This window comes from Thermococcus henrietii, assembly GCF_900198835.1.
Lineage (GTDB): Archaea > Methanobacteriota_B > Thermococci > Thermococcales > Thermococcaceae > Thermococcus > Thermococcus henrietii.
In genome coordinates, this window is sequence record NZ_LT900021.1 from 1646595 (window position 1) to 1665218 (window position 18624).

The 18624-nt window shown below is 55.2% G+C and carries 28 protein-coding genes; 8 read left to right on the forward strand and 20 right to left on the reverse strand.

Translation table 11 applies throughout. The features are described 5' to 3' along the window. Window positions 1-20: 20 nt before the first annotated feature. Window positions 21-353 carry a PRC-barrel domain-containing protein gene (locus tag CS910_RS08945; RefSeq protein ID WP_099211317.1) on the forward strand — a complete coding sequence of 111 codons (333 nt, stop codon included), beginning with the start codon at window positions 21-23 and terminating at the stop codon, window positions 351-353. On the opposite strand, the gene CS910_RS08950 is transcribed toward CS910_RS08945, so the two are convergent. Genes CS910_RS08950 through acs form a run of 3 tightly spaced genes read right to left on the reverse strand, consistent with a single transcriptional unit; the run spans window position 350 to window position 3318 of the window. Continuing rightward, window positions 350-1048 (reverse strand): metallophosphoesterase family protein, encoded by a 699-nt coding sequence (locus tag CS910_RS08950; RefSeq protein ID WP_099211319.1) that lies wholly within the window; start codon window positions 1046-1048, stop codon window positions 350-352. The two genes, CS910_RS08945 and CS910_RS08950, sit on opposite strands and share 4 nt — an antisense overlap. A 32-nt stretch (window positions 1049-1080) precedes the next feature. Further along, the gene (locus CS910_RS08955; protein WP_145955403.1) at window positions 1081-1878 is read right to left on the reverse strand and encodes a hypothetical protein; all 798 of its coding nucleotides are present in this window, start codon (window positions 1876-1878) and stop codon (window positions 1081-1083) included. Window positions 1879-1926: 48 nt separating this feature from the next. Further along, window positions 1927-3318 (reverse strand): acetate--CoA ligase alpha subunit, encoded by a 1392-nt coding sequence (acs, locus tag CS910_RS08960; RefSeq protein WP_099211323.1) that lies wholly within the window; start codon window positions 3316-3318, stop codon window positions 1927-1929. A gap of 222 nt (window positions 3319-3540) precedes the next feature. Here acs and CS910_RS08965 point away from each other — a divergent pair, with 222 nt between their 5' ends. Together CS910_RS08965 and fen are read left to right on the forward strand one after the other, a co-directional pair. Further along, window positions 3541-3996: a phosphate-starvation-inducible PsiE family protein gene (locus CS910_RS08965; RefSeq protein WP_099211325.1), complete on the forward strand. Its 456-nt coding sequence runs from the start codon at window positions 3541-3543 to the stop codon at window positions 3994-3996. A gap of 92 nt (window positions 3997-4088) precedes the next feature. Then, window positions 4089-5108, forward strand: a complete 1020-nt coding sequence (gene fen, locus CS910_RS08970) for a flap endonuclease-1 (RefSeq protein WP_099211327.1) — start codon at window positions 4089-4091, stop codon at window positions 5106-5108. Here fen and CS910_RS08975 read toward each other — a convergent pair. From CS910_RS08975 to CS910_RS08995, 5 genes are all read right to left on the reverse strand, one after another. Beyond that, complete coding sequence (locus CS910_RS08975; RefSeq protein WP_042690374.1) at window positions 5105-6004, reverse strand: transcription initiation factor IIB; 900 nt, start codon at window positions 6002-6004, stop codon at window positions 5105-5107. The two genes, fen and CS910_RS08975, sit on opposite strands and share 4 nt — an antisense overlap. Window positions 6005-6026: 22 nt before the next feature. Continuing rightward, entirely contained in the window at window positions 6027-6320 is a 294-nt protein-coding gene (locus CS910_RS08980) for a hypothetical protein (RefSeq protein WP_042690371.1), read from the reverse strand. 14 nt (window positions 6321-6334) lie between these two features. Beyond that, complete coding sequence (locus CS910_RS08985) at window positions 6335-6673, reverse strand: DNA-binding protein (protein WP_099211329.1); 339 nt, start codon at window positions 6671-6673, stop codon at window positions 6335-6337. Between the two features lie 73 nt (window positions 6674-6746). After that, window positions 6747-7199: a 30S ribosomal protein S19e gene (locus CS910_RS08990; protein ID WP_042690366.1), complete on the reverse strand. Its 453-nt coding sequence runs from the start codon at window positions 7197-7199 to the stop codon at window positions 6747-6749. Window positions 7200-7202: 3 nt separating this feature from the next. Further along, a complete protein-coding gene (locus tag CS910_RS08995) occupies window positions 7203-7613 on the reverse strand; it encodes a YhbY family RNA-binding protein (RefSeq protein ID WP_099211331.1) in 411 nt (136 codons plus the stop codon). A 71-nt stretch (window positions 7614-7684) separates the two neighbouring features. On the opposite strand from CS910_RS08995, the gene CS910_RS09000 reads away from it, so the two are divergent. Genes CS910_RS09000 through CS910_RS09010 form a run of 3 tightly spaced genes read left to right on the forward strand, consistent with a single transcriptional unit; the run spans window position 7685 to window position 8730 of the window. Further along, window positions 7685-8032, forward strand: a complete 348-nt coding sequence (locus CS910_RS09000; protein WP_099211333.1) for a 6-pyruvoyl trahydropterin synthase family protein — start codon at window positions 7685-7687, stop codon at window positions 8030-8032. Between the two features lie 48 nt (window positions 8033-8080). Beyond that, window positions 8081-8263 carry a hypothetical protein gene (locus CS910_RS09005; protein ID WP_099211335.1) on the forward strand — a complete coding sequence of 61 codons (183 nt, stop codon included), beginning with the start codon at window positions 8081-8083 and terminating at the stop codon, window positions 8261-8263. After that, window positions 8260-8730, forward strand: a complete 471-nt coding sequence (locus CS910_RS09010; RefSeq protein ID WP_099211337.1) for a PIN domain-containing protein — start codon at window positions 8260-8262, stop codon at window positions 8728-8730. The genes CS910_RS09005 and CS910_RS09010 overlap by 4 nt, the downstream gene beginning before the upstream one ends. On the opposite strand, the gene CS910_RS09015 is transcribed toward CS910_RS09010, so the two are convergent. Continuing rightward, entirely contained in the window at window positions 8727-9197 is a 471-nt protein-coding gene (locus CS910_RS09015) for a DUF192 domain-containing protein (protein ID WP_099211339.1), read from the reverse strand. The genes CS910_RS09010 and CS910_RS09015 overlap by 4 nt on opposite strands. Before the next feature lie 97 nt (window positions 9198-9294). Here CS910_RS09015 and pfdA point away from each other — a divergent pair, with 97 nt between their 5' ends. Both pfdA and CS910_RS09025 read left to right on the forward strand, forming a co-directional pair. Then, window positions 9295-9720 carry a prefoldin subunit alpha gene (pfdA, locus tag CS910_RS09020; protein WP_099211341.1) on the forward strand — a complete coding sequence of 142 codons (426 nt, stop codon included), beginning with the start codon at window positions 9295-9297 and terminating at the stop codon, window positions 9718-9720. Window positions 9721-9755: 35 nt separating this feature from the next. Further along, complete coding sequence (locus CS910_RS09025) at window positions 9756-10046, forward strand: prefoldin subunit (RefSeq protein ID WP_099211343.1); 291 nt, start codon at window positions 9756-9758, stop codon at window positions 10044-10046. Here the strand turns inward: CS910_RS09025 and CS910_RS09030 are convergent. The 11 genes from CS910_RS09030 to CS910_RS09080 all read right to left on the reverse strand — a co-directional run bounded on the left by CS910_RS09030 (window position 10036) and on the right by CS910_RS09080 (window position 18480). Then, on the reverse strand, window positions 10036-10587 hold the full coding sequence (locus CS910_RS09030) for a 2-oxoacid:ferredoxin oxidoreductase subunit gamma (RefSeq protein ID WP_099211345.1): 552 nt from the start codon (window positions 10585-10587) through the stop codon (window positions 10036-10038). The genes CS910_RS09025 and CS910_RS09030 overlap by 11 nt on opposite strands. Next, window positions 10584-11429, reverse strand: coding sequence for a 2-oxoacid:ferredoxin oxidoreductase subunit beta (locus tag CS910_RS09035; RefSeq protein WP_014121907.1), 846 nt, complete (start codon window positions 11427-11429; stop codon window positions 10584-10586). The genes CS910_RS09030 and CS910_RS09035 overlap by 4 nt, the downstream gene beginning before the upstream one ends. Then, on the reverse strand, window positions 11429-12577 hold the full coding sequence (locus CS910_RS09040; protein ID WP_099211347.1) for a 2-oxoacid:acceptor oxidoreductase subunit alpha: 1149 nt from the start codon (window positions 12575-12577) through the stop codon (window positions 11429-11431). The genes CS910_RS09035 and CS910_RS09040 overlap by 1 nt, the downstream gene beginning before the upstream one ends. Beyond that, window positions 12574-13086: a 2-oxoacid:ferredoxin oxidoreductase subunit gamma gene (locus CS910_RS09045; RefSeq protein WP_099211349.1), complete on the reverse strand. Its 513-nt coding sequence runs from the start codon at window positions 13084-13086 to the stop codon at window positions 12574-12576. Before CS910_RS09045 ends, CS910_RS09040 begins: the two co-directional genes overlap by 4 nt. A gap of 2 nt (window positions 13087-13088) precedes the next feature. Further along, a complete protein-coding gene (locus tag CS910_RS09050) occupies window positions 13089-13466 on the reverse strand; it encodes a HEPN domain-containing protein (protein ID WP_099211351.1) in 378 nt (125 codons plus the stop codon). Next, on the reverse strand, window positions 13463-13738 hold the full coding sequence (locus CS910_RS09055; RefSeq protein WP_099211353.1) for a nucleotidyltransferase family protein: 276 nt from the start codon (window positions 13736-13738) through the stop codon (window positions 13463-13465). The genes CS910_RS09050 and CS910_RS09055 overlap by 4 nt, the downstream gene beginning before the upstream one ends. After that, a complete protein-coding gene (locus tag CS910_RS09060; protein ID WP_099211355.1) occupies window positions 13731-14591 on the reverse strand; it encodes a 2-oxoacid:ferredoxin oxidoreductase subunit beta in 861 nt (286 codons plus the stop codon). Before CS910_RS09060 ends, CS910_RS09055 begins: the two co-directional genes overlap by 8 nt. Beyond that, on the reverse strand, window positions 14591-15781 hold the full coding sequence (locus CS910_RS09065; RefSeq protein ID WP_099211357.1) for a 2-oxoacid:acceptor oxidoreductase subunit alpha: 1191 nt from the start codon (window positions 15779-15781) through the stop codon (window positions 14591-14593). Before CS910_RS09065 ends, CS910_RS09060 begins: the two co-directional genes overlap by 1 nt. Window positions 15782-15783: 2 nt before the next feature. After that, window positions 15784-16053 carry a 2-oxoglutarate ferredoxin oxidoreductase subunit delta gene (locus tag CS910_RS09070; RefSeq protein WP_014121915.1) on the reverse strand — a complete coding sequence of 90 codons (270 nt, stop codon included), beginning with the start codon at window positions 16051-16053 and terminating at the stop codon, window positions 15784-15786. A gap of 143 nt (window positions 16054-16196) precedes the next feature. After that, on the reverse strand, window positions 16197-17171 hold the full coding sequence (locus CS910_RS09075) for an archaeosine biosynthesis radical SAM protein RaSEA (RefSeq protein WP_099211359.1): 975 nt from the start codon (window positions 17169-17171) through the stop codon (window positions 16197-16199). A 34-nt stretch (window positions 17172-17205) separates the two neighbouring features. Beyond that, window positions 17206-18480: an AAA family ATPase gene (locus CS910_RS09080; RefSeq protein WP_099211361.1), complete on the reverse strand. Its 1275-nt coding sequence runs from the start codon at window positions 18478-18480 to the stop codon at window positions 17206-17208. Window positions 18481-18624 lie beyond the last annotated feature (144 nt).

Here is an 18624-nt window from a genome sequence, read left to right on the forward strand (position 1 = left end):
AAGCCCAGGGGTGGCGAAGAATGGTCAAGATAATGGCATCCAAGCTTAGGGATGTGGAGCTAATAACGGACACTGGAATAAGACTCGGATGGGTCTACGACCTCAGCTTCGACGAGGAGACCGGTGAAATCCTTGTAATCGTCGCCGAGCCCGATGAGGACCTCGACACGAGTGAGTTCGTAACTGACCATGAGGGGCTTCTCCTAATCCCCATCAGCGCAGTTAAAAGCATCGGCGAGGTCATAATAATAGACTCCAACAAACTTGCCGTACGCTCGAAACTCAAACACCTTCCAAAAACAACCGTTCAAAGGACCAAACCCCTCGAAGGGGGTCTGAAGAAAAAGGATTAAAGGCCCTCGAAGAGTCTGTCCGCTAAAAACCTCGGCAGTCCCGCCTCTATTATCTTCCTCGCGCTTTCTTCGACGTCGTATTCAATGCGATAGAAGGTTACCTCCTTCGTTTCCGTATCAATCAGCGCGTAGCTCGCCCTCCAGTCCCCGTCCCTCGGCTGGCCGACGGAGCCCGGGTTTATTATCCTTCTCCCCCCGATTTCCTTCAGCATCGGTACGTGGGTGTGGCCGAGAAGGAGGTCATCCTGGCGGACATAGCTCAGTACGGCCCTGAACTCACTTTCGGGAAGCCAGGGGAAGAGGTACTCGTCGAGAGGAGCCCTTGGGGAGCCGTGGATGAGGAGGTAGCTTCTATCGGTGTCGTCCGTGAAGAGTTGCCTTACTGGAAGTCGCCGGAGGAACTCAAGGTTCTCAAAGGTCATGACACGCTGGTGCCACCTCACGGCCTGTCTCGCGTAGGGGTTGAAGCTCCAGTCCGCGCCGAAGGCTATGGCGTTGTCGTGGTTTCCTCTGACGCAGAGAAAGGTTCTCTTCTCCATTTGCTTCCGCACGAACTCAACGACCTCGTTTGGGCTTGCCCCGTAGCCAACGAGGTCGCCCATGCAGAGGAAAACATCAGCATCCTTAATCTCGTCCCACACGGCTTCGAGGGCCTCAAGGTTCGAATGAATATCGCTTATGAGTGCTATGAGCATGCCCGCCACCGTGGAAAAATTGGGGTGGGAACTTAAAGCTTCTTTCCCAGCCAGAACAGACCAAAGCCAAGAACCATGAGACCGACGCCGAGGGAGAACTGGTACTCCGGAGAGCCACTGGCGCGGCAGGCCTCAACAATCTCTCGGTAGTGCTCGGTGCAGTTCCTGGACTCGAAGTAGCCCTCTGGGTCGTTATAAATCGTCATACTGCTTACCTGTGTCCCGGGCATTATCTCTATTCCACCGAGTTCTCGATGATAAATCAAATCCCTCACACGGACTGTGCCGTTTGAATAGCTTACCTCCAGCCTTCTGGACTCTCTCGCTGGAAATATGGTGGCCATATCAGTGATATTGAAACCAATCGGACCGATGGCTTTCATGTAGAAGCGTTTCAATCCAATAGTGTAACTTTCATGGAACACGAAATACCTGCCGTTGTAGGATATTACCACAGGAAGGACATTTGAAAGGTACGGGTTGAACTCATAGACTGTGAGATTACCGATGCACTGGGGGACCTTGAACTTTTCAAAGTGACCAGCTTTATCAGCTATGTAAACCCCTTCTTTTAGCCTGAATCTGACCGCTCCTGAAGAGGATGCCACAACTATGCTGTTCCCGGTGCAATTGCCTTTAAAGGCTAGTACATAGGCGTTTATGTATTCTCCGTTCTTCACCGTGTGGTTTCCAAGTTCAAAAACTGGAATTGCAATAGGACAGGCGATTCCCGAGCAGTTCGGCCTATTGTACGTCGCGGTGAGAATGAAGCCGATTGTGAAGAGAACGATTCCGAAAAGCTTCAGCCAGCGTCTCATCACGACCCTCACTGAATTACGCATCAAAAGTATAAAAAGATTTTGGAGAAGAAGCGAAATTCACTCCTGCTTAGCCTTCCACCTGCTCCAGCGGTAGAGGGCCGCGAGGGCCTTTATCGCCCTGTCCGGCTCCGGATAGGCGGGAATTCCCTCTTCGTTGAGCCTGTCGATGGCTTCCTTGGCCTCGATTCCGCCGACGATGGCAACGACGAGGGGCTTCTTCCTTCCGCTGGCGTTGTACTCGCGGATGACTATGTCGGCCAAATCCCTCGGGTCGAGAACGGCGGTCTGGCAGTACAGGACGGCTATGCTGTGCATCTCCGGGTGCTCGAGGGCGGCCTTGATAGCTCCCTCGTAGCCCTCGGCGCCGGCCATACCGGTCAGGTCAACGGGGTTCTTGTAGCTTCCAAAGGGTGGCATATAGTTGGCGAAGACCTTGAGCTGTTCGAGGTCATCGTAGAGGTGCAGGCCGGCTTCCTCGGCCGCATCTGTGGCCATAACACCTATTCCACCGCCGTTGGTGATTATGACGAGGTTCTCTCCCGGGGGCTCGGGAAGGTTGCTAAGGGTCCTCGCGTAGTCGAAGGCCTCACCGATGGTATAGGCCCTTATTATTCCCGCCTGCTTGAACGCCGCATCGTAAATCTTGTCGCTTCCCGCGAGGGAGCCTGTGTGGCTCGCGGCGGCCTTGGCACCGCGCTCGCTCCTTCCGGCCTTTATGACGACTATCGGCTTGACCTTGCTGACGTCCTTTGCGGTCTCCATGAAGCGCCTTCCGTCCTTGACGCCCTCCATGTAGATGAGTATGGCCTTGGTGTTCTCGTCCTCCTTGAAGAACTCGAGTAAATCAGCGTCGTCTATGTCGCTCTTGTTTCCAACGCTGACGACCGCCGAGAGGCCGACCTTCTCGAGGATAGTCCAGCCCATGAGGGCTATTCCAAGCGCTCCGCTCTGGCTGATGAGCGCGAGCGGGCCCGGAAGGACGTCGGTCGGACCGAAGGTGGCGTTGAGCTTGTCCGGAGTGTAAACGACACCGAAGATGTTCGGGCCGAGGATTCTCATGCCGTACTTTCTGGCGGTCTCAACGAGCTGTTCCTCGACCTTCTTGCCCTCAGGGCCGAGCTCACCGAAGCCGGAACTTATAATCGGGAGAACCTTGACGCCCTTCTTTCCGCAGTCCTCGACGACCTGCGGGACGAACTTGGCGGGAACGACTATAACGGCCATGTCGACCTCGTCGGGAACCTCAAGAATGCTCTTGTAGGACTTGAAAACGCGGTTGCCAATCTTAATCTCAACGCCCTTGATGTTGACGGGGTAGATTTTGCCCTCGTAGCCGTACTCCACGAGGTTCTTCATAATCGCGTACCCTATCTTGCCCGGCTTCTCGGAGGCGCCTATCACGGCGATGCTCTTCGGCCTGAAAAGGGCTTCGATGTTCGGGTCAACCATTTTTATCACCTCGGATGACATTTACACTTTTACGTCTGTAAAAGGCAGTTAAAACCTTTCCCTTCTCTTTTTGCCGATATCGGACTCGACGGACGTTAAAACACCTGAAGTTCCCAACTGATGTTTCAAAATTCTCAGCGAGGATTTCTTAGGCTTTCGAAGAACCCTTAGGTTTGCCGAAAAGTTTTTAGCAATTTTGGGGAGAACCTCTTGGGTGTGCGGATGGGAAGGAAGCATCATGATGCCGGCCTCATTGAAAACTGGCTTGTTAAGTGGTTGAGCGTTCTCTTTGACATAGTCGTTATAGGCCTCGCCACGATAACCATGGGCTACGTCGTTTACTTGATGTTCAGCCTCATCACCGAGACCCTGCACGCCTTCAACATCGAGGAGGTCCTGCACCAGATAGTCCTCGTTATAATCTTCCTCGAAATCTTTGAACTGCTCACCATGTACGTCAAGGAGCACCACGTCAGCATGAGGAACGTCGTCGAGCTCGGCGTTCTGGCGATGGTGAGAAAGATTATAATCACCCTTGACTACAATCAGCTCGGCTGGCAGACGCTCCTCGGCATGGCGGCGCTGATTTTCGTGATGGGCTGGATTTACGTGCAGGAGAGGCAGAGGAGAACGAGGCACGAGGAGTTCCTCATCGAGAAGGGCCTCTACCGCCGATGACGACCCTTCCCCTCCCTGATGGGTGATGAGCAACCCGGTAGGCCGAGGCAAACCCTAAATACTCTTTTCCCCACTTTTCTTGGGTGGTGAAGATGGGAGTCCAAATCGGCGAGCTGGTTCCGAGAAAGGAAATCGAGCTGGAGAGGCTTTATGGAAAGAAAGTGGCGATTGATGCCTTCAACGCCATGTATCAGTTCCTCTCGACCATAAGACAGCGCGACGGGACGCCCCTAATGGATTCGAAGGGCAGGATAACCTCTCACCTGAGCGGGTTCTTCTACAGGACGATTAATCTGATGGAGGCGGGCATAAAGCCAGCTTATGTCTTCGACGGCGAGCCACCAGCCTTCAAGAAAAGGGAGCTTGAGAAGAGGCGTGAGGCCAGGGAGGAGGCCGAGGAGAAGTGGCACGATGCCCTTGAGAGGGGCGACATAGAGGAGGCCAAGAAGTACGCGATGAGGGCGACGAGGCTCAACCAGACCCTCATAGAGGACGCCAAGAAGCTCCTTGAGCTAATGGGTGTTCCGGTGGTTCAGGCCCCGAGCGAGGGAGAGGCTCAAGCCGCCTACATGGCCTCCAAGAAGGCCGTCTACGCCTCCGCGAGCCAGGACTACGACAGCCTTCTCTTCGGGGCGCCGAGGCTCGTCAGGAACCTCACGATAACGGGAAGGAGGAAGCTACCCAGCAAGAACGTCTACGTTGAGGTTAAGCCGGAGCTGATAATTCTCGAAGAGGTTCTCAACGAGCTTGGCATAGACAGGGAGAAGCTCATCGAGCTGGCAATTCTCGTTGGAACGGACTACAACCCGGGCGGAATCAAGGGAATCGGGCCCAAGAAGGCCCTGACGATAGTCAAGCGCTCGAAGGACCCCCTGAAGAAGTACCAGAAGGAGAGCGACGTTGATTTGTACGCGATAAAGGAGTTCTTCCTGAATCCCCCCGTTACGGACGAGTATGAGCTCAAGTGGCGCGAGCCCGACGAGGAGGGAATCCTCAGGTTCCTCTGCGATGAGCACGACTTCAGCGAGGAGCGCGTTAAGAACGGCCTCGAAAGGCTGAAGAAAGCAGTAAAGGCAGGAAAACAGAGAACGCTCGAGAGCTGGTTCCGCTAAAGCGGTATCTTGAGGTTCAGCTTGTCAACGAGCTCCTTGTAGCGGTTCCGAACGGTGACCTCGGTGACGCGCGCGACCTCGGCAACTTCCCTCTGCGTCCTTTTCTCCCCTTCAAGCAGTCCCGCTATGTAGAGCGCCGCCGCAACCAGACCGGCCGGGCTCTTTCCGCTCGTGAGGCCCTTCTCGTAGGCCTCCTCGAGTATCTGGATTGCCCTCCTCCGCACCTTCTCGCTCAGGCCGAGCTCGTCGGCGAACTTGTTCACGTAATCAGTCGGTTTGACGAAGAGCTTCTTTGGAGTCAAGTTGAGGTGCCTCGCTATGAAGCGGAAGCTCCTTCCGATTTCCTTCTTGTCAACGCGCGAGATGTCGGCTATCTCGTCGAGCGTTCTGGGGACCTTCAAAAGTCGGCAGGCTGCATACACGCAGGCCGCTATGACGGCCTCTATCGAGCGACCCCTTATGAGGCCCTTTCTGACTGCCTCCCTGTAGAGCCTTGCCGCCTCCTCTTCAACGTGCCTCGGGAGCTTGAGCTGGCTCGCTATCCTGTCGAGCTCGCTCAGTGCGAACGCCAAATTCCTCTCAGCGGCATCGCTGACCCTTAAGCGGCTCTGCCACTTCCTGAGGCGGTACATTTTCTCCCTCATCAAGCCGGTGAGGGAGCGGTCTATTCCTATGTCGGTCGAGAGACCCTTATCGTGGAGGAGTATGCTCTCCGGCGCTCCAACGCGTGCCCTCTTCTCCCTCTGGCTGGGGTCAAAGGCTCTCCACTCGGGGCCCTCATCGACAACGTTTTCCTCGATGACGTAACCGCAAACCTTACAGACTATTTCACCCCTGCTGGGGTCGTAGATGAACTCGGTAGAGCCACAGACGGGACACACTCTCTTCCCGCTCACTCAAACACCCCCGGCCGGCGGGCTATTTTGCAAGCCCCTTATAAACCTTAACTTTCGGAAAGACGAACTTCAACAGCCAGAGCAGGTCCTCCTTCTGGAAGGTTATCCTCTCCAAAACCCGGACGTCCCAGTCGTCCTCGACTATGTTGGCGTAAATCCAGAGGAAAACGGGGTTCTCCTCGCTACCCACGTGCCGGTTCTTGTAGAGGACGTCCGCCGTGCCGTCCTCGTTTTTCCGCACGGAGACGACCTTCCAAGTGTCGAGACTGACCTCTCCCTTTTCGTCGAGAATCTTCACTATCTCCCGCGCGTCCATTAATGCACCGTCCGCTACCACTTAATCCTGAACTCCCTTCTCGTCCTCGCGTCAATCTGGGCCAGTATCTTCTTCAGCTTGGCGTCGTCTATCGGTTCCCTTATCTGGCCGGCCTGGTAGAGCTGAACGAGGACGAGCTCAACCTGTCTCGCGAGTTCCGGCTTGACGAGCTTAACGCGACCGAGCCTCTCCCTCGCGTCAGGCGTCAGGATTTTCCTCATTATAGCATCGAGCTGGGCCTGGAGCTCCATCTCCTGCTTTATTGCCTCCTCCTGGGCCTTCTGCTGTTCAAGGTACTTCTTCTGAAGCTCCATGAGCTTGCGCTTCCTAATCTCCTCAATGTCCTCGGCCATGCCCCTCACCTCCGGTTCAGGCTCAGAAGTGGGAGTTAAAAAGGTATTGGGTGGGATGTGAGAAAAGGGGAGCTCAGTACTTCTTGAGCTCCGGAATCTGCTCCTCGAGCTCCTTCTTGAGCTCGGTGGCAATCTTGTCAAGGAAGCTCTGGCCCTTCGGGGTTATGACCCTTCCCTCTCCCGGAACCTTCTGAACGAAGCCGGCCGCCTCAAGCTGCTGGAGAGCCTTCCTGATTATGCTTCCCCCGGCCTTGTAGAAGTGCTCCGGGGCGTGTCCGCGGTTCTTCCTGCCTCCGTACCAGGTCCTGAGCCTCTCGATTCCGACGGGGCCGTCGATGTAGACCTTTCTGAGTATGCTGGCAACCCTGTAGTACCACCAGTCGTCCTGCTCTGGAAGTCTCTCCTTGTGCCTTCCGGTCTTAACGAAGGGCGCCCACTCGGGGGGCTTTATCTCCTCAACCTCTTTGAGTGCCTGCGCGACCCTCTCGACGAGCAGGTCACCGGGAACGTCATAGACAGTCGCCATCTTTCAATCCCTCCCCTTCCTAAACTTCTTCCTGAAGTTAGCGATGTCGAGCCTGACTTTACGGACGGGCTTCTCCCGCCTCTCAGCCGACGCCTTTCTTTCAAGGCGCCTTAAATACCTTTCCCAGCCTTCCCTCGGTTTGAACAATATAAACCTTTTGCCCCTGACGTCTATCAGCTCGCTGTCGGTGAGCTCAGCTACCTTCTCCGCTATGGCCTTCCTGTCCATTCCGGTCGAGATGAGCGCTCCCTTCCTTATCTCAACCTTAAGGACACCGTCCTTCTCAAGCTGAGTGTTTATCTCCTCAATCACGCTCTCGGCGAGACCCTTCTTACCAATCCACGCTCGCGGTTCGATGTCGTAGTATCTCGCGCGCAGAGCCCTCCTCACCTTACCGGGTAAGCGTTTCTCCATCTCTCTCACCTCTTAACCTCTGGCCCGAAAGGGCCTTAAAAAGGTTGGCCCCTCAAGTGTTGGTGACCCCCATGAAAGCAAGGGTAGTTGAACGCTTCAGGTTTGAATCCGCTCACGCGGTTGTCATCGACGGAAAGCCGGAGGAAATTCACGGGCACACGTTCAGGCTTGAGATTGCAGTTGAGGGACCCCTCAGAAACGGCTATGTGATTGACTTCCTCGAGCTGAGGCGCATCGTGGAGGAAATCATCGGAAGGCTCGACCACAGGAACCTCAACTCCCTCTTCGAGAACCCAACGACGGAGAACGTCGCGCTCTGGATTGCGGGGCAGGTTAATGCGAAGCTCCCCGAGGGCGTTTCTCTGAAGAGGCTGACCCTATGGGAGGGCGACGAGAACGGGGTCGAGCTGGAGTTTTGAGAAAATGTTTTTAGAGGTTGCTCCCATAACCCCCTTGTGGTGAGTTAAATGGAAAAAGTTGCAGATAATCCAAATTCAACCCTCAGGGAGAAACTTTTCCGTGAACTTCTGGCTGAGGAGGAGTTTAGACTAATGGTGAAAGAGGCCAAAAAAACTGCCCGTATCGGAATGTTCGGAAAAGGTAGGGCCGAGGACTTTTTTGAGGCAAAGATTGAGGTGTATGAACAGTGATTTTCATTGACTCAAGCGTTCTCTACAATGCACTTGTTGTAACAGAACTCACGGAGTATTCAGCTAAGATATTCGAGCTGAACGAACCTAAGATAACCTCCGAAATCGTTATTGATGAGGTATGGTTTGCACTCCTTAAAAGGGACGTGGGTTCTCCTTGGAAGATTAAGAAGGAGCTCAGGGACAATGAGGAATTTAGAAACACGGCAGTTAAGTACCTAAGTGGAATACTTGGCTTTCTTAGCGCTCAGAACGTTATAGTTGTAGCTGATTCCTCGAATTGGGCAAAGATTGCCTATCATGTTAGGGAATTTGGTCTAATGCCCCATGATGCCAGAATCCTCGCTACTGCCGTGGAACATGGGTGTGATAAGCTCGCAACCCTCGATAAAGATTTCGACCCTGTGAGAGATATTCTTACTCTTGTTCCAGAAGATTTCTGGCAAAAACTCACTACGCAGGGTTAGTTCTTCTCGGCTTTCAATTCCTTAACGCTCTCCGCCATAGCGAAGCCGTTGGCCTTGTCAAAGGGGACCTTACCGGGGAGAGAGACTCTGACCGGAACGCTCTTCCCCTTCTCCTCGCTGACCTGCCAGCTTATTAAATCCCCCTCTTCCACCTCAAGGGACCTGATGAGGCCAACGGGCCCCTCTATGATGTACTTGGCCGGTTTCTTCGGAGCGTAAACGCGCCACTTCTTTGCCCTCTTGAAGTCAACCACACTCTTCGTCGAGTCGAGCCAGATTACGTCGATGTCGCTCAGCATGAAGAGCATGTGGATTGAAGCGTTGAGCCGGCTTTCAACGGGGAGTACGAAAACGAGGGCATAACTTACGTTGCCCACGAGCATTAGTCCCCTAAAGCGCTTGAAGAAGGTGTCCGCGAGTTCAACGCGCCCGTGCCAGACCCTGCCCTTCGTCTCGTTGATTATCATGTTCGATGCTTGGGGCTCATCTTAATAAGCCTGCCGGCGAAAAACTTTTAAACACAAAAGGTAACTAAAATATGGAAAAGGGAAGGGGGTGGTGGGAATGGCCGAGGAGAAGAAGGTCAGGACCCTTGAGCAGATTCAGGATGAGATTAGGAGCTACCTCGGTGAAATCGAGTACCTCAGGAGCCAGGTCGGGGCGATAGATGCCACCATCGCTGACCTCAGGACCGTTGACGCCACTCTTGCCTACATTAAGGACAAGGGTGAGGGCAAGGCAATCTATATCCCGCTCGGAAGTGGCATAGCGATAAAGGGCAAGATTGAGAACCCCGACGACGTTATCATGGACGTTGGAGCCGGAATCCTCGTCGGGGCCACTATCGACGAGGCCAGGGAGAACATCGAGAAGAGGATTAACGCCCTCATGAACCTCCGTCTGGCCCTGCTGAGGAAGATTGAGGAGGACACCAGGAAGGTCAACGAGCTCCTCAAGGAGCTCCAAGAGATGAGCCCCAAGAAGGAGTGACCCCTCTCGGCCATTCTTTTTTAGGGGGTGAGACCGTGGAGGCAGTGAAGGCTTACGAGCTCGAACTTGAGCTCAGACAGGTTAGGGAGCTCAGGAAGGCGATAGAGCTTAAGATGAAGGAACTTGAATACGCCGAGGGAATCATCACGGCCACCAAGGCCGAGAGGAAGCTCTACAGGGCCTTCGCGGACCTGCTCGTTGAGGTGACGAAGGATGAGGCAATCGAGCACATCGAGAGAATGCGCCTGGCCTACAAGAGGGAACTCGAAAGACTCAAGGAGAAGGAAAAGGAGATAATGGAGAAGCTCTCCAAGCTCAGCTCCTGAGTTCCTCCGCTATCTCAAAGCCCTTCTTGAGGGCCTTGACGTTTATTTCCTCGGTTCCCCTTGGAACTGCGTCGCGGACAGCCTTCTCTATCGCTTCCCTGCTCACTATCCCTGTCACGCCGACGAGTATGCCGAGGGTTAGAATGTTCATCGTCAGGCTTAATCCGGTTGTCTCTTCGGCTATCTCGGTCAGGGGCAAAGCGATGACGTTGAGCTTCTTCTCGAACTCCTCGTCGCGGTGGGGAACGAGGTCCTTCTCGACTATTACTGTGGCGCCTTCCTTCACGGTGTGGAGGTACTTGCTGTAGGCCTCCTGCGAGAAGAAGACGGCGTAGTCGGGGTGGAGCGTCTTGGGGTAGTCAATCGGCTCGTCGCTTATAACCACTTCGGCCCTGCTCGCACCGCCCCTCGACTCCGGCCCGTAGCTCTGGGTCTGGACCGCGTAGAGGTTCTCGTAGACAGCGGCGGCCCTTCCAAGGATAACGCTCGCCAGAATGACACCCTGGCCGCCGAACCCGCTGAAGAGGACTTCCTTCCTCATTGCTCCCACCCCATCATCTTCTTGGCCCTCTTTATGTACTCCTGATACTCCCTCACGAGGCCGGGCCTGTCCCTGTCCGCGAACTCGCCGATTACTATCTTGCCCTCAAGCTCCTCCTCGCTCATCTTCTTAGCTTTGGCGAGCGGAACGGTTATCTTCTGATACCAGCGGATTAGCTCTGGTGCCGTCTTCATCCTGTTCCTCCTTCCGAAGCTTATCGGACACGGGCTTAAGAACTCGACCAGGGTGAAGCCTTCCTTCTGCAGGGCCTTCTTTATGCTGTTGATTCCCTGGAGGTAGTTGAAGACCGTCCAGCGGGCAACGTAGTTCGCCCCGGCAGAAACCGCCAGGTTGGCTATGTCGAAGGGGTTCTCGAACTGGCCGTAGGGAGCGGTAGTCCCGCGCAGGCCCTTTAGAGCGGTCGGGGCGACCTGTCCGCCGGTCATTCCGTAGGTGAAGTTGTTGATGAGGATTACCGTCACGTCGAGGTTCCTCCTGATGGCGTGGATGAAGTGGTTTCCGCCTATTGCCGCGGCATCTCCATCGCCCATGAAGGCGATTATCTTCAAATCGGGGTTGGCGAGCTTTATGCCGGTGGCGAAGGCCAGAGCCCTTCCGTGGGTCGTGTGAAGGCCGTCGAAGTTGACGAAGCCCGGAACGCGGGAGGAACAGCCTATTCCGCTGACCCAGACAATCTCGTCCTGGTTGAGGCCGAGGTCGTCTATCGCGCGGAGGGTGAACTGGAGAACGCTACCGATTCCACAGCCCGGACAGAAGATAGTGGGCAACATGTCCTTTCTCAGGTATTTGTCGCGGATTTCGTAAGCGGACTTCAGGTACATCATCCCACCACCCTTTCGACTATCTCCATCGGCGTGTGCACCTCACCGCCTATCTTGGCTATCAGCTCGACCTCCGCCTTTCCGTTGGCGCCTTCTTTGACGAGGTGGTAGAGCTGTCCAAGGTTCATCTCGGGCACGTATATCCTTCTCACCCGCTCTGCCAGCTCCTTGATGTAGTCGAAGTCGAAGGGCCATATCGTGTTGAGCTTCAGCAGGCCGGCCTTGACGCCCTTCTCGCGGAGTATCTTGACGGCCCTCACTGCGGAGCGCGAAACTATTCCGGTCGTGACTATCGCAACCTCGGCATCGTCGAGCATGAACTCCTCCATGCTGATTATCTCGTCCTTGTGGTCGAGTATCTTCCTGAAAATCCTCTTTATGAGCCTCTCGTGGATTTCGGCATCGACGGTCTTCGGATGACCGTACTCGTCGTGGGTCAGACCCGTAACGTAGGTTCTGTAACCCTTCCCGAAAATCGGCATCGGTGGAACGCCATCTCCGTGCGGGTCGCCGAAGGGGAGTTTCGCTTCCTCCTCGTTCTGGGGAAGCTTACGGTAAACGGTCTCAATTTCCTCCGGTTTTGGAATGTAAACGCGCTCGCGCATGTGGGCTATCTCGGCATCAGTGAGCAGAACGACCGGCGTCCTGTACTTTTCAGCCAAGTTGAAGGCCCTAATCGTGAAGTCAAAGGCTTCCTGAACGGTTGACGGGGAGAGAACTATCAGCATGTGGTCGCCGTGCGTTCCCCAGATGGACTGCATTATGTCGCCCTGAGCCGGTAAAGTTGGCTGGCCCGTCGAGGGACCTCCGCGCTGGACGTCAACGACAACAATCGGCGTTTCAGTCATCACGGCGTAGCCGAGGTTTTCCTGCATCAGCGAGAAACCGGGACCGCTCGTTGCGGTCATCGCCTTCGCTCCAGCCCAAGAAGCACCTATTATCGCCGCTATGCTCGCTATCTCGTCCTCCATCTGAATGCTAACTCCATCGACGAGGGGCATGTAGAGGGCCATCGCCTCGAATATCTCGCTCGCGGGGGTTATCGGGTAGCCGGCGTAGAACCTGCAACCGGCCAGTATAGCCGCCCTCGCTATGGCCTCATCGCCCTGGATGAAGTCCGACCTGCCGACCGGAAACGGGTACCTCATTTCAATCCCTCCTCATAACCGGCCCTGAAGGCCTTGATGTTTATCTCCTCGGTTCCCTTCGGAACGCGCCTTCTAATCGCCTCCTCAACGCTCTCCTTCTTCACAACATTGGTTTTCGCAACAAGGTAGCCGAGCGCGACCATGTTGACCGTCAGGGCGAGTCCTGTGGTTTCTTCGGCGATTCTGGTAAAGGGTGCGCCGACGTAGTCCCTATCGGGCTTTACAAGGTCGGTCTCGATTATTAAAAGCCCATCCTCCTTCAGCGAGTCCTTGACGGTGTCGTAGCCGAGCTGGGCGAGGGCTACCAGAACGTCCGCTCTAGTGACCATTACGTCATAAATCGGTTCCTTTGAGATTATGACGTCCGCTATGGAGTGACCTCCCCTGCTCGCGGAGCTGTAGTCCTGGGTCTGAAGGACGTTCAAGCCCTCAATCGCGGCGGCCTCGCCGAGGATTACTCCAGCCAAAACGACTCCCTGACCGCCGATTCCGGCGAGCCTAATCTGCATGTTTACACCCCCAGATACTCCTTCGTGAACTTCAAAAACTCCTCCGCACCTTTCAAAACGACCCGGGCGTCTCCCTCGGTGTATTCAACGAAAACGTCATAATCGGCTGTATGCCTCATGTTCAGGGCCTTTGAATACGCTGTGTAGAGCTTAGCCGGAAGCACCCCAGTCTTCACGAACTCCTTTCCGAGCTGGGCATGAATCCCCGCGTGGCTCTTGGGGTTAACTCCCTTTGAGAGCAGAAGCGCCCTGGCGCAGTAGAACATCGAGTAGTACGCGCTTGAGATTGCGAAACCGTAGTAACCTTTGGAGTAAAGCTCCCAGGAAGCTTTGAGCCTCTCCTCGGCTCTCCTGATGAGTGCCCCGATTTCCTCGTTCATACCGCTATGCCCTCCCTTGCGGCGGTCTCGTAGAGGCTGTCTCTCCTCGTGTGAAGGACAATCATGACCGAAATCCCCAATTCAAGCGTTAGCTCGGCGCTGAGCTCTCCTGCCCTGTCCCAGTCCTCAGGTTCTATCTTATCGAGCACCACGAGGACGTCGAGGTCGCTCTCGGGTTTAGCCTCACCCCTCGCCCGGGAGCCGAAGACTATGACCTCCTCCACTCTGTCCCCAAAGGCTTCCTTCACTTTCTTCCCAACGGTCTCAAACATCATCGCCACCCTTAAGGCCAAAGTGCTCCTGAACCTCGTCAATCAGCTTGTTGAGCTCCTCCGTGAATTCCGGTCTCTGCCTGTTGACGAACTCGCCGATGACGAACTTACCCTCGAGCTCCTCAGGTGACATCTTCTTGGCCTTGCTTATCGGGACGCTGTTCTTCAGGAACCAGCGGAGCATTTCAGCGGGCTCTTTCATTCTGTTCCTCCTTCCGAACTGGACGGGACACTGCGAGATGACCTCGACGAGGGAGAAGCCCTTAACGGTTAGGGCCTTCTTGATGCTCTCGATGAGCTGGTAAACGTGAGCTGTGGTCCATCTGGCTACATAGCTCGCCCCTGCCGCCGCTATCGTCTCGGAAATCTGAAGCGGGTGCTCGATGTTGCGGTAGGGTGTTGTCGTCGTTTTTGCCCCGAAGGGCGTCGTCGGAGCGACCTGTCCGCCGGTCATTCCATAGATGAAGTTGTTGACGAGAATCACCGTTATGTCGATGTTCCTCCTCGCGGCGTGAAGCAGGTGGTTTCCGCCTATGCTCGCCAAATCGCCGTCACCGCTTATGACAACGACCTTCTTGTCCGGCAAACCGACCTTAACTCCCGTAGCGAAGGCTATCGCCCTTCCGTGCGTCGTGTGGAGGGTATCTGCCAGAAAGTAGGGCGAGGCTATCCAGGCGGAACAGCCTATTCCGCTCACGACCACCAAATCCTTCGGGTCGAGTTTGAGCTGATCAACGGCGTTGGCGAAGGCGTTCAGCACAGTTCCACCGCCACAGCCGGGACATAGAGCGGTTGGCAGGGCCTCCTTGCGGAGGTACTTAACCATCGGGTACTTGGAATAAATCTCGGGCATCAGGCAACACCCCTTATCTCGCGCAGGATTTCCTCAACGGTTAAGGGAACGCCACCAATCTTGTTCACGCCCTTGAGCAGGACGTCGTCGTTGACGTAACGCTGGACCTCGAGAATCATCTGGCCGAGGTTCATCTCGGGGACGAGTATTGCCCTAACGCGCTTTCCGAGCTCTCTCATTCTCTCTCCAGGGAACGGGTGGACCGTTTTCGGCACGAAGAGGCCGACCTTTATTCCCTCTTCCCTCGCCTTCAGGACAGCTCCGAGGGCGGGTCTTGCCGTTACTCCCCAGCTGACGACGAGTATCTCGGCGTCGTCGGTGAAGTGCTCCTCGTACTTCTCGTAGACGTGCCTGTTTTTCTCTATCTTCCTGTGGATTCTCCTCACGAGCCTGTCGTGGACTTCCGGCGTGTAAACGTCCCTCAAACCGTTCTCCTTGTGGGTTGAGCCTGTTACATGGGTGAAGTAGCCGTGGCCGAAGAGGGGCATCGGTGGAACGCCGTCTCCGTGCGGGTCGCCGAAGGGGAGCTTCGCTTCCTCCTCGTTCTGGGGAAGCTTGCGGTAGGTTATCTCCACCTCGTCCACACTCGGAATCTTCACCAGCTCGCGAGTGTGGGCGAGAACGCCATCGAAGAGGAACACCACCGGCGTTCTGAGCCTCTCGGCGATGTTGAATGCCCTGATGATTTCCCAGAAAGCGTCCTGCCCGCTCGTTGGAGAGACGGCAACAATCGGGTGGTCGCCGTGCGTTCCCCATCTAGCCTGGAAGAAGTCTCCCTGGGCTCCCTTTGTAGCCTGTCCCGTGCTTGGTCCACTCCTTTGCACATCAACAAGGACGAGGGGCGTTTCAGTCATCACCGCATAGCCAAGGTTTTCCTGCATCAGCGAGAAGCCCGGGCCGGCCGTTGCGGTCATGACCTTGAAGCCCGTCCAGGAGGCACCAACCATCGCCGCGATGCTTCCAATCTCGTCCTCCATCTGGAGGTAGTAGCCACCGAGCTTCGGAAGTTCGCGCGCCATCGTCTCCGCTATCTCGCTCGACGGGGTTATCGGGTAGCCAGCGTAGAATCGACAGCCCGCAAACAGAGCGCCGTAAGCTACGGCCTCGTTGCCCTGCATGAAGTAGTTGCCGGGCTTGTAGAGCTTCCTGAGGAGCCTAATCTGCTCCGGCTCGTCACCGCGGATTATCATGGTCACCACCTTACCGCGATGGCGAAGTCCGGGCAGAGCAGTTCACAGAGCTTGCACTTGACGCACTTCTCTGCGTGAACCGGGACTGGATAGTGCACACCCTTCTCGCTCAGCTCCTTGCTCCACTCGAAGACCTTCCTCGGGCACATCTCGACACAAATTCCACAGCCCTTGCAGAGAAATGTATCAACGTCAATCTCGACTATTCCTTCCGCCTTTCCGACGACAAGATAGCCGTTTTTTTCAACAACGGTGTTCGCGTTTTCGGCCATCGGGACCACCTCTCGACGTGGCCTTTTACGTTTGTCAACATTTAAAGCTTTCGCGGGGGACATTGATGTCCAGAAAAGGTTCATTCGAGGGCAAACGTGCATCGGGATAAAAGTTTTGGAGAAGGCAGGGGGCTTTCGAAGAATCACCACATGACCAGTTGCCAGTCGAGGAGGCCGTTCTCGACGATATAGCTCCACCGCTCCCTGCACTCCGGCTTGAGGTTTTCGATGTATTTCAAATCCTGCGTCGCCGAGAACTTCTTTATCGCCCTGCCGATAACGCGGTCGTAGTCGGTCAGACAGTTGTGGGGTCCGCGCTTTGAGCCAGCCCCAACGGGGTCGCTCAGGATTCTCTTGTCCGGGAACTTTTTCTTCGCCCAGATTAGAACCTCGACCGCGCTCCAGAGCCACGGCGGGCGGTACTCGTTCCTCTCCCACAGCCTCTCGTAGAGCGTCCCCTTCTGAATGTCGGTGATGTTTATCGAGAAGGTGTCCGTGTAGGGCTCGGCCTTGATTATGCTCCCCTTGACGTCCTCGATGGCGGTTCTTTCGCTCAGGAAAATCGGCTTCAGCAGGAGGTAAGTTTTGACCTTCGCTCCAGCTTTTCTCGTTATCTCAGAAGCCCTCACGAAGTCCCCGAAGGTGTTGCCCTTGTTTATCGAGACGTCGGCGACGTCGTCGTTGGCCGTCTCCAAGCCGATAGCGACCTCGAAGTGCTTGTCCGGGACTATCTCGGCCAGCTCTTTAACCGCGTCGTAGCGAACCAGCTCGCTCCTGCTCTCGATGACGATTTCCTCAACGTTGTCCATCTCCGCCAGAAGCTCAAAGATTTTTCTCCTCGTTTCCGGTTTGAGCTCGCCGTTGTCGAGGAATGAACCTGAGGTGAACATTCTCACCGCGAAAGGGCCTTTTTTGCCTTTTATTTTCTCCAGCGCTTCCCTCACGTAGTCCACTATTGCTTCCTGGCTCCACTTGACTTTGGGGGCCGAGGTGGGGTAGGCGCACATGTAGCAGGCCTTTCCTATTCTGAAGCGATAGCAACCTATAGTGGGCAGGATTATGAAGAGCGCCGTTCCCGGCTTTCCGGCAACGTTGTCCTCGCTCGTCCAGTAGGTCATCCTCTCACCTAGCCCGGGGTCTGAGATAGGGTTTTTAAAGGTGCTCCATATTCAATGTTTTCTCGAGGCTCTCCTTCGCGATTTCTAGCAGGTCTTCAGGGGTCAGCACTTCCATTCCTTCTGGTTTACGTTCGAGGACGTCTTCGCTCGGAACAACGAGCACTCTGCGGCAGTCGAAGCGCGAAAGCTTCTCCTCAATCTTCCGCACTTCCTCTCTCTTCACCCGCTCCTTCCACTTGACCTCTCCGACGAGTTCGAGCCTGTTAAATCCCCGCAGAGCAATGTCGAGCTCAAGCTGGGGAAGCTCAACACTCACCCTTCTCAGGCCGTAAGCCTTGGCGAGCAAATCCGCTATGAAGTCCTCGACGTGCCTTGGAAGTTTGTAGTCAACGGCCCTTCTTATGAACTCAACGGACGTTTCAAGCTCGGTGTAGGCGTACTTGGCCTCAAGGTAGAAGTGCAGGTCGAGGAGAGGTGAGACGTGCCTGTAAACGAACTTTTTGCGCCTCTTGCCCTGAACCAGGAACTTGCGCAGGATTCCCATCTTCGTGAGGATTGTGAGGTACTTCTGGAGTGTCCCGGGGTTGTCCTTCTTCAGCAGGCCGCGGGAGAAGAGTGCAGAGGAAAGCTCGGTGCTCGTCCCCTTTCCGTTGGCGACTTCCATCATTATCCCGAGGTAAACCCTCGTCAGCTCGTGGCCCTCTTCGCTGAATGTCTCGCCAACGAGCTCGCTCACGAATGAACCTGAGGACGAAAAGAAGCCGGTTAAAAAGTCCCTCAGCGGAGGTTTGTAAGCCGGCACGAGCATGGGCTCCCTCAGGTAGGTGGATGCCTCTATCAGCTCCTTTCCCTTCACTTCCTTCGACAGCTCGACTAAGATTTCGCGCTCGTCTATGAGTCCGATTTTCACGAGGAAGGCTATCCCGAGGAGCGGGCTTTCCCTCATCGAGAGCAACCTTTGGGCGAGCCACATCGTTGAGGTTACGAGGATTATCCCGCTATCCTGCTCAGTTGAGTACGCATGCAGGAGGTCGAGGAAACCATCGGGGAGGCGGTGGAACTCGTCGATGACGATTCTTCTCTTCCCTTTAACCAGCCTTGGAAAGAGTCTCATGAACTCCTGATAGGTCATCTTGTCGCTGCTCAGCCTGTCGTGGACGGTGCCGTCCTTGTTCACGAAGAAGAACTCGTCGTAGTCGAGAAAGTGCTCGACGAGGAAGGTCTTGCCGGTCTTTCTCCTCCCGTAGAGCATCTTCCAGCCCGGGTATCTCAGGAGGGCACGTTCAATTCTTCGAGGAATTATTCTCATGAGAATAATTCCCGCGGGAATAGTTATAAAGGTTTTGGGCTTCCCCCCGAATATAACCCCTCATTGCGCTGAGCCTTCCTGATGCTGTGCCTTTGATTCTTTTTAGAATGATTCTTCGGGAGAATTATTCCCGCAGGGATAATT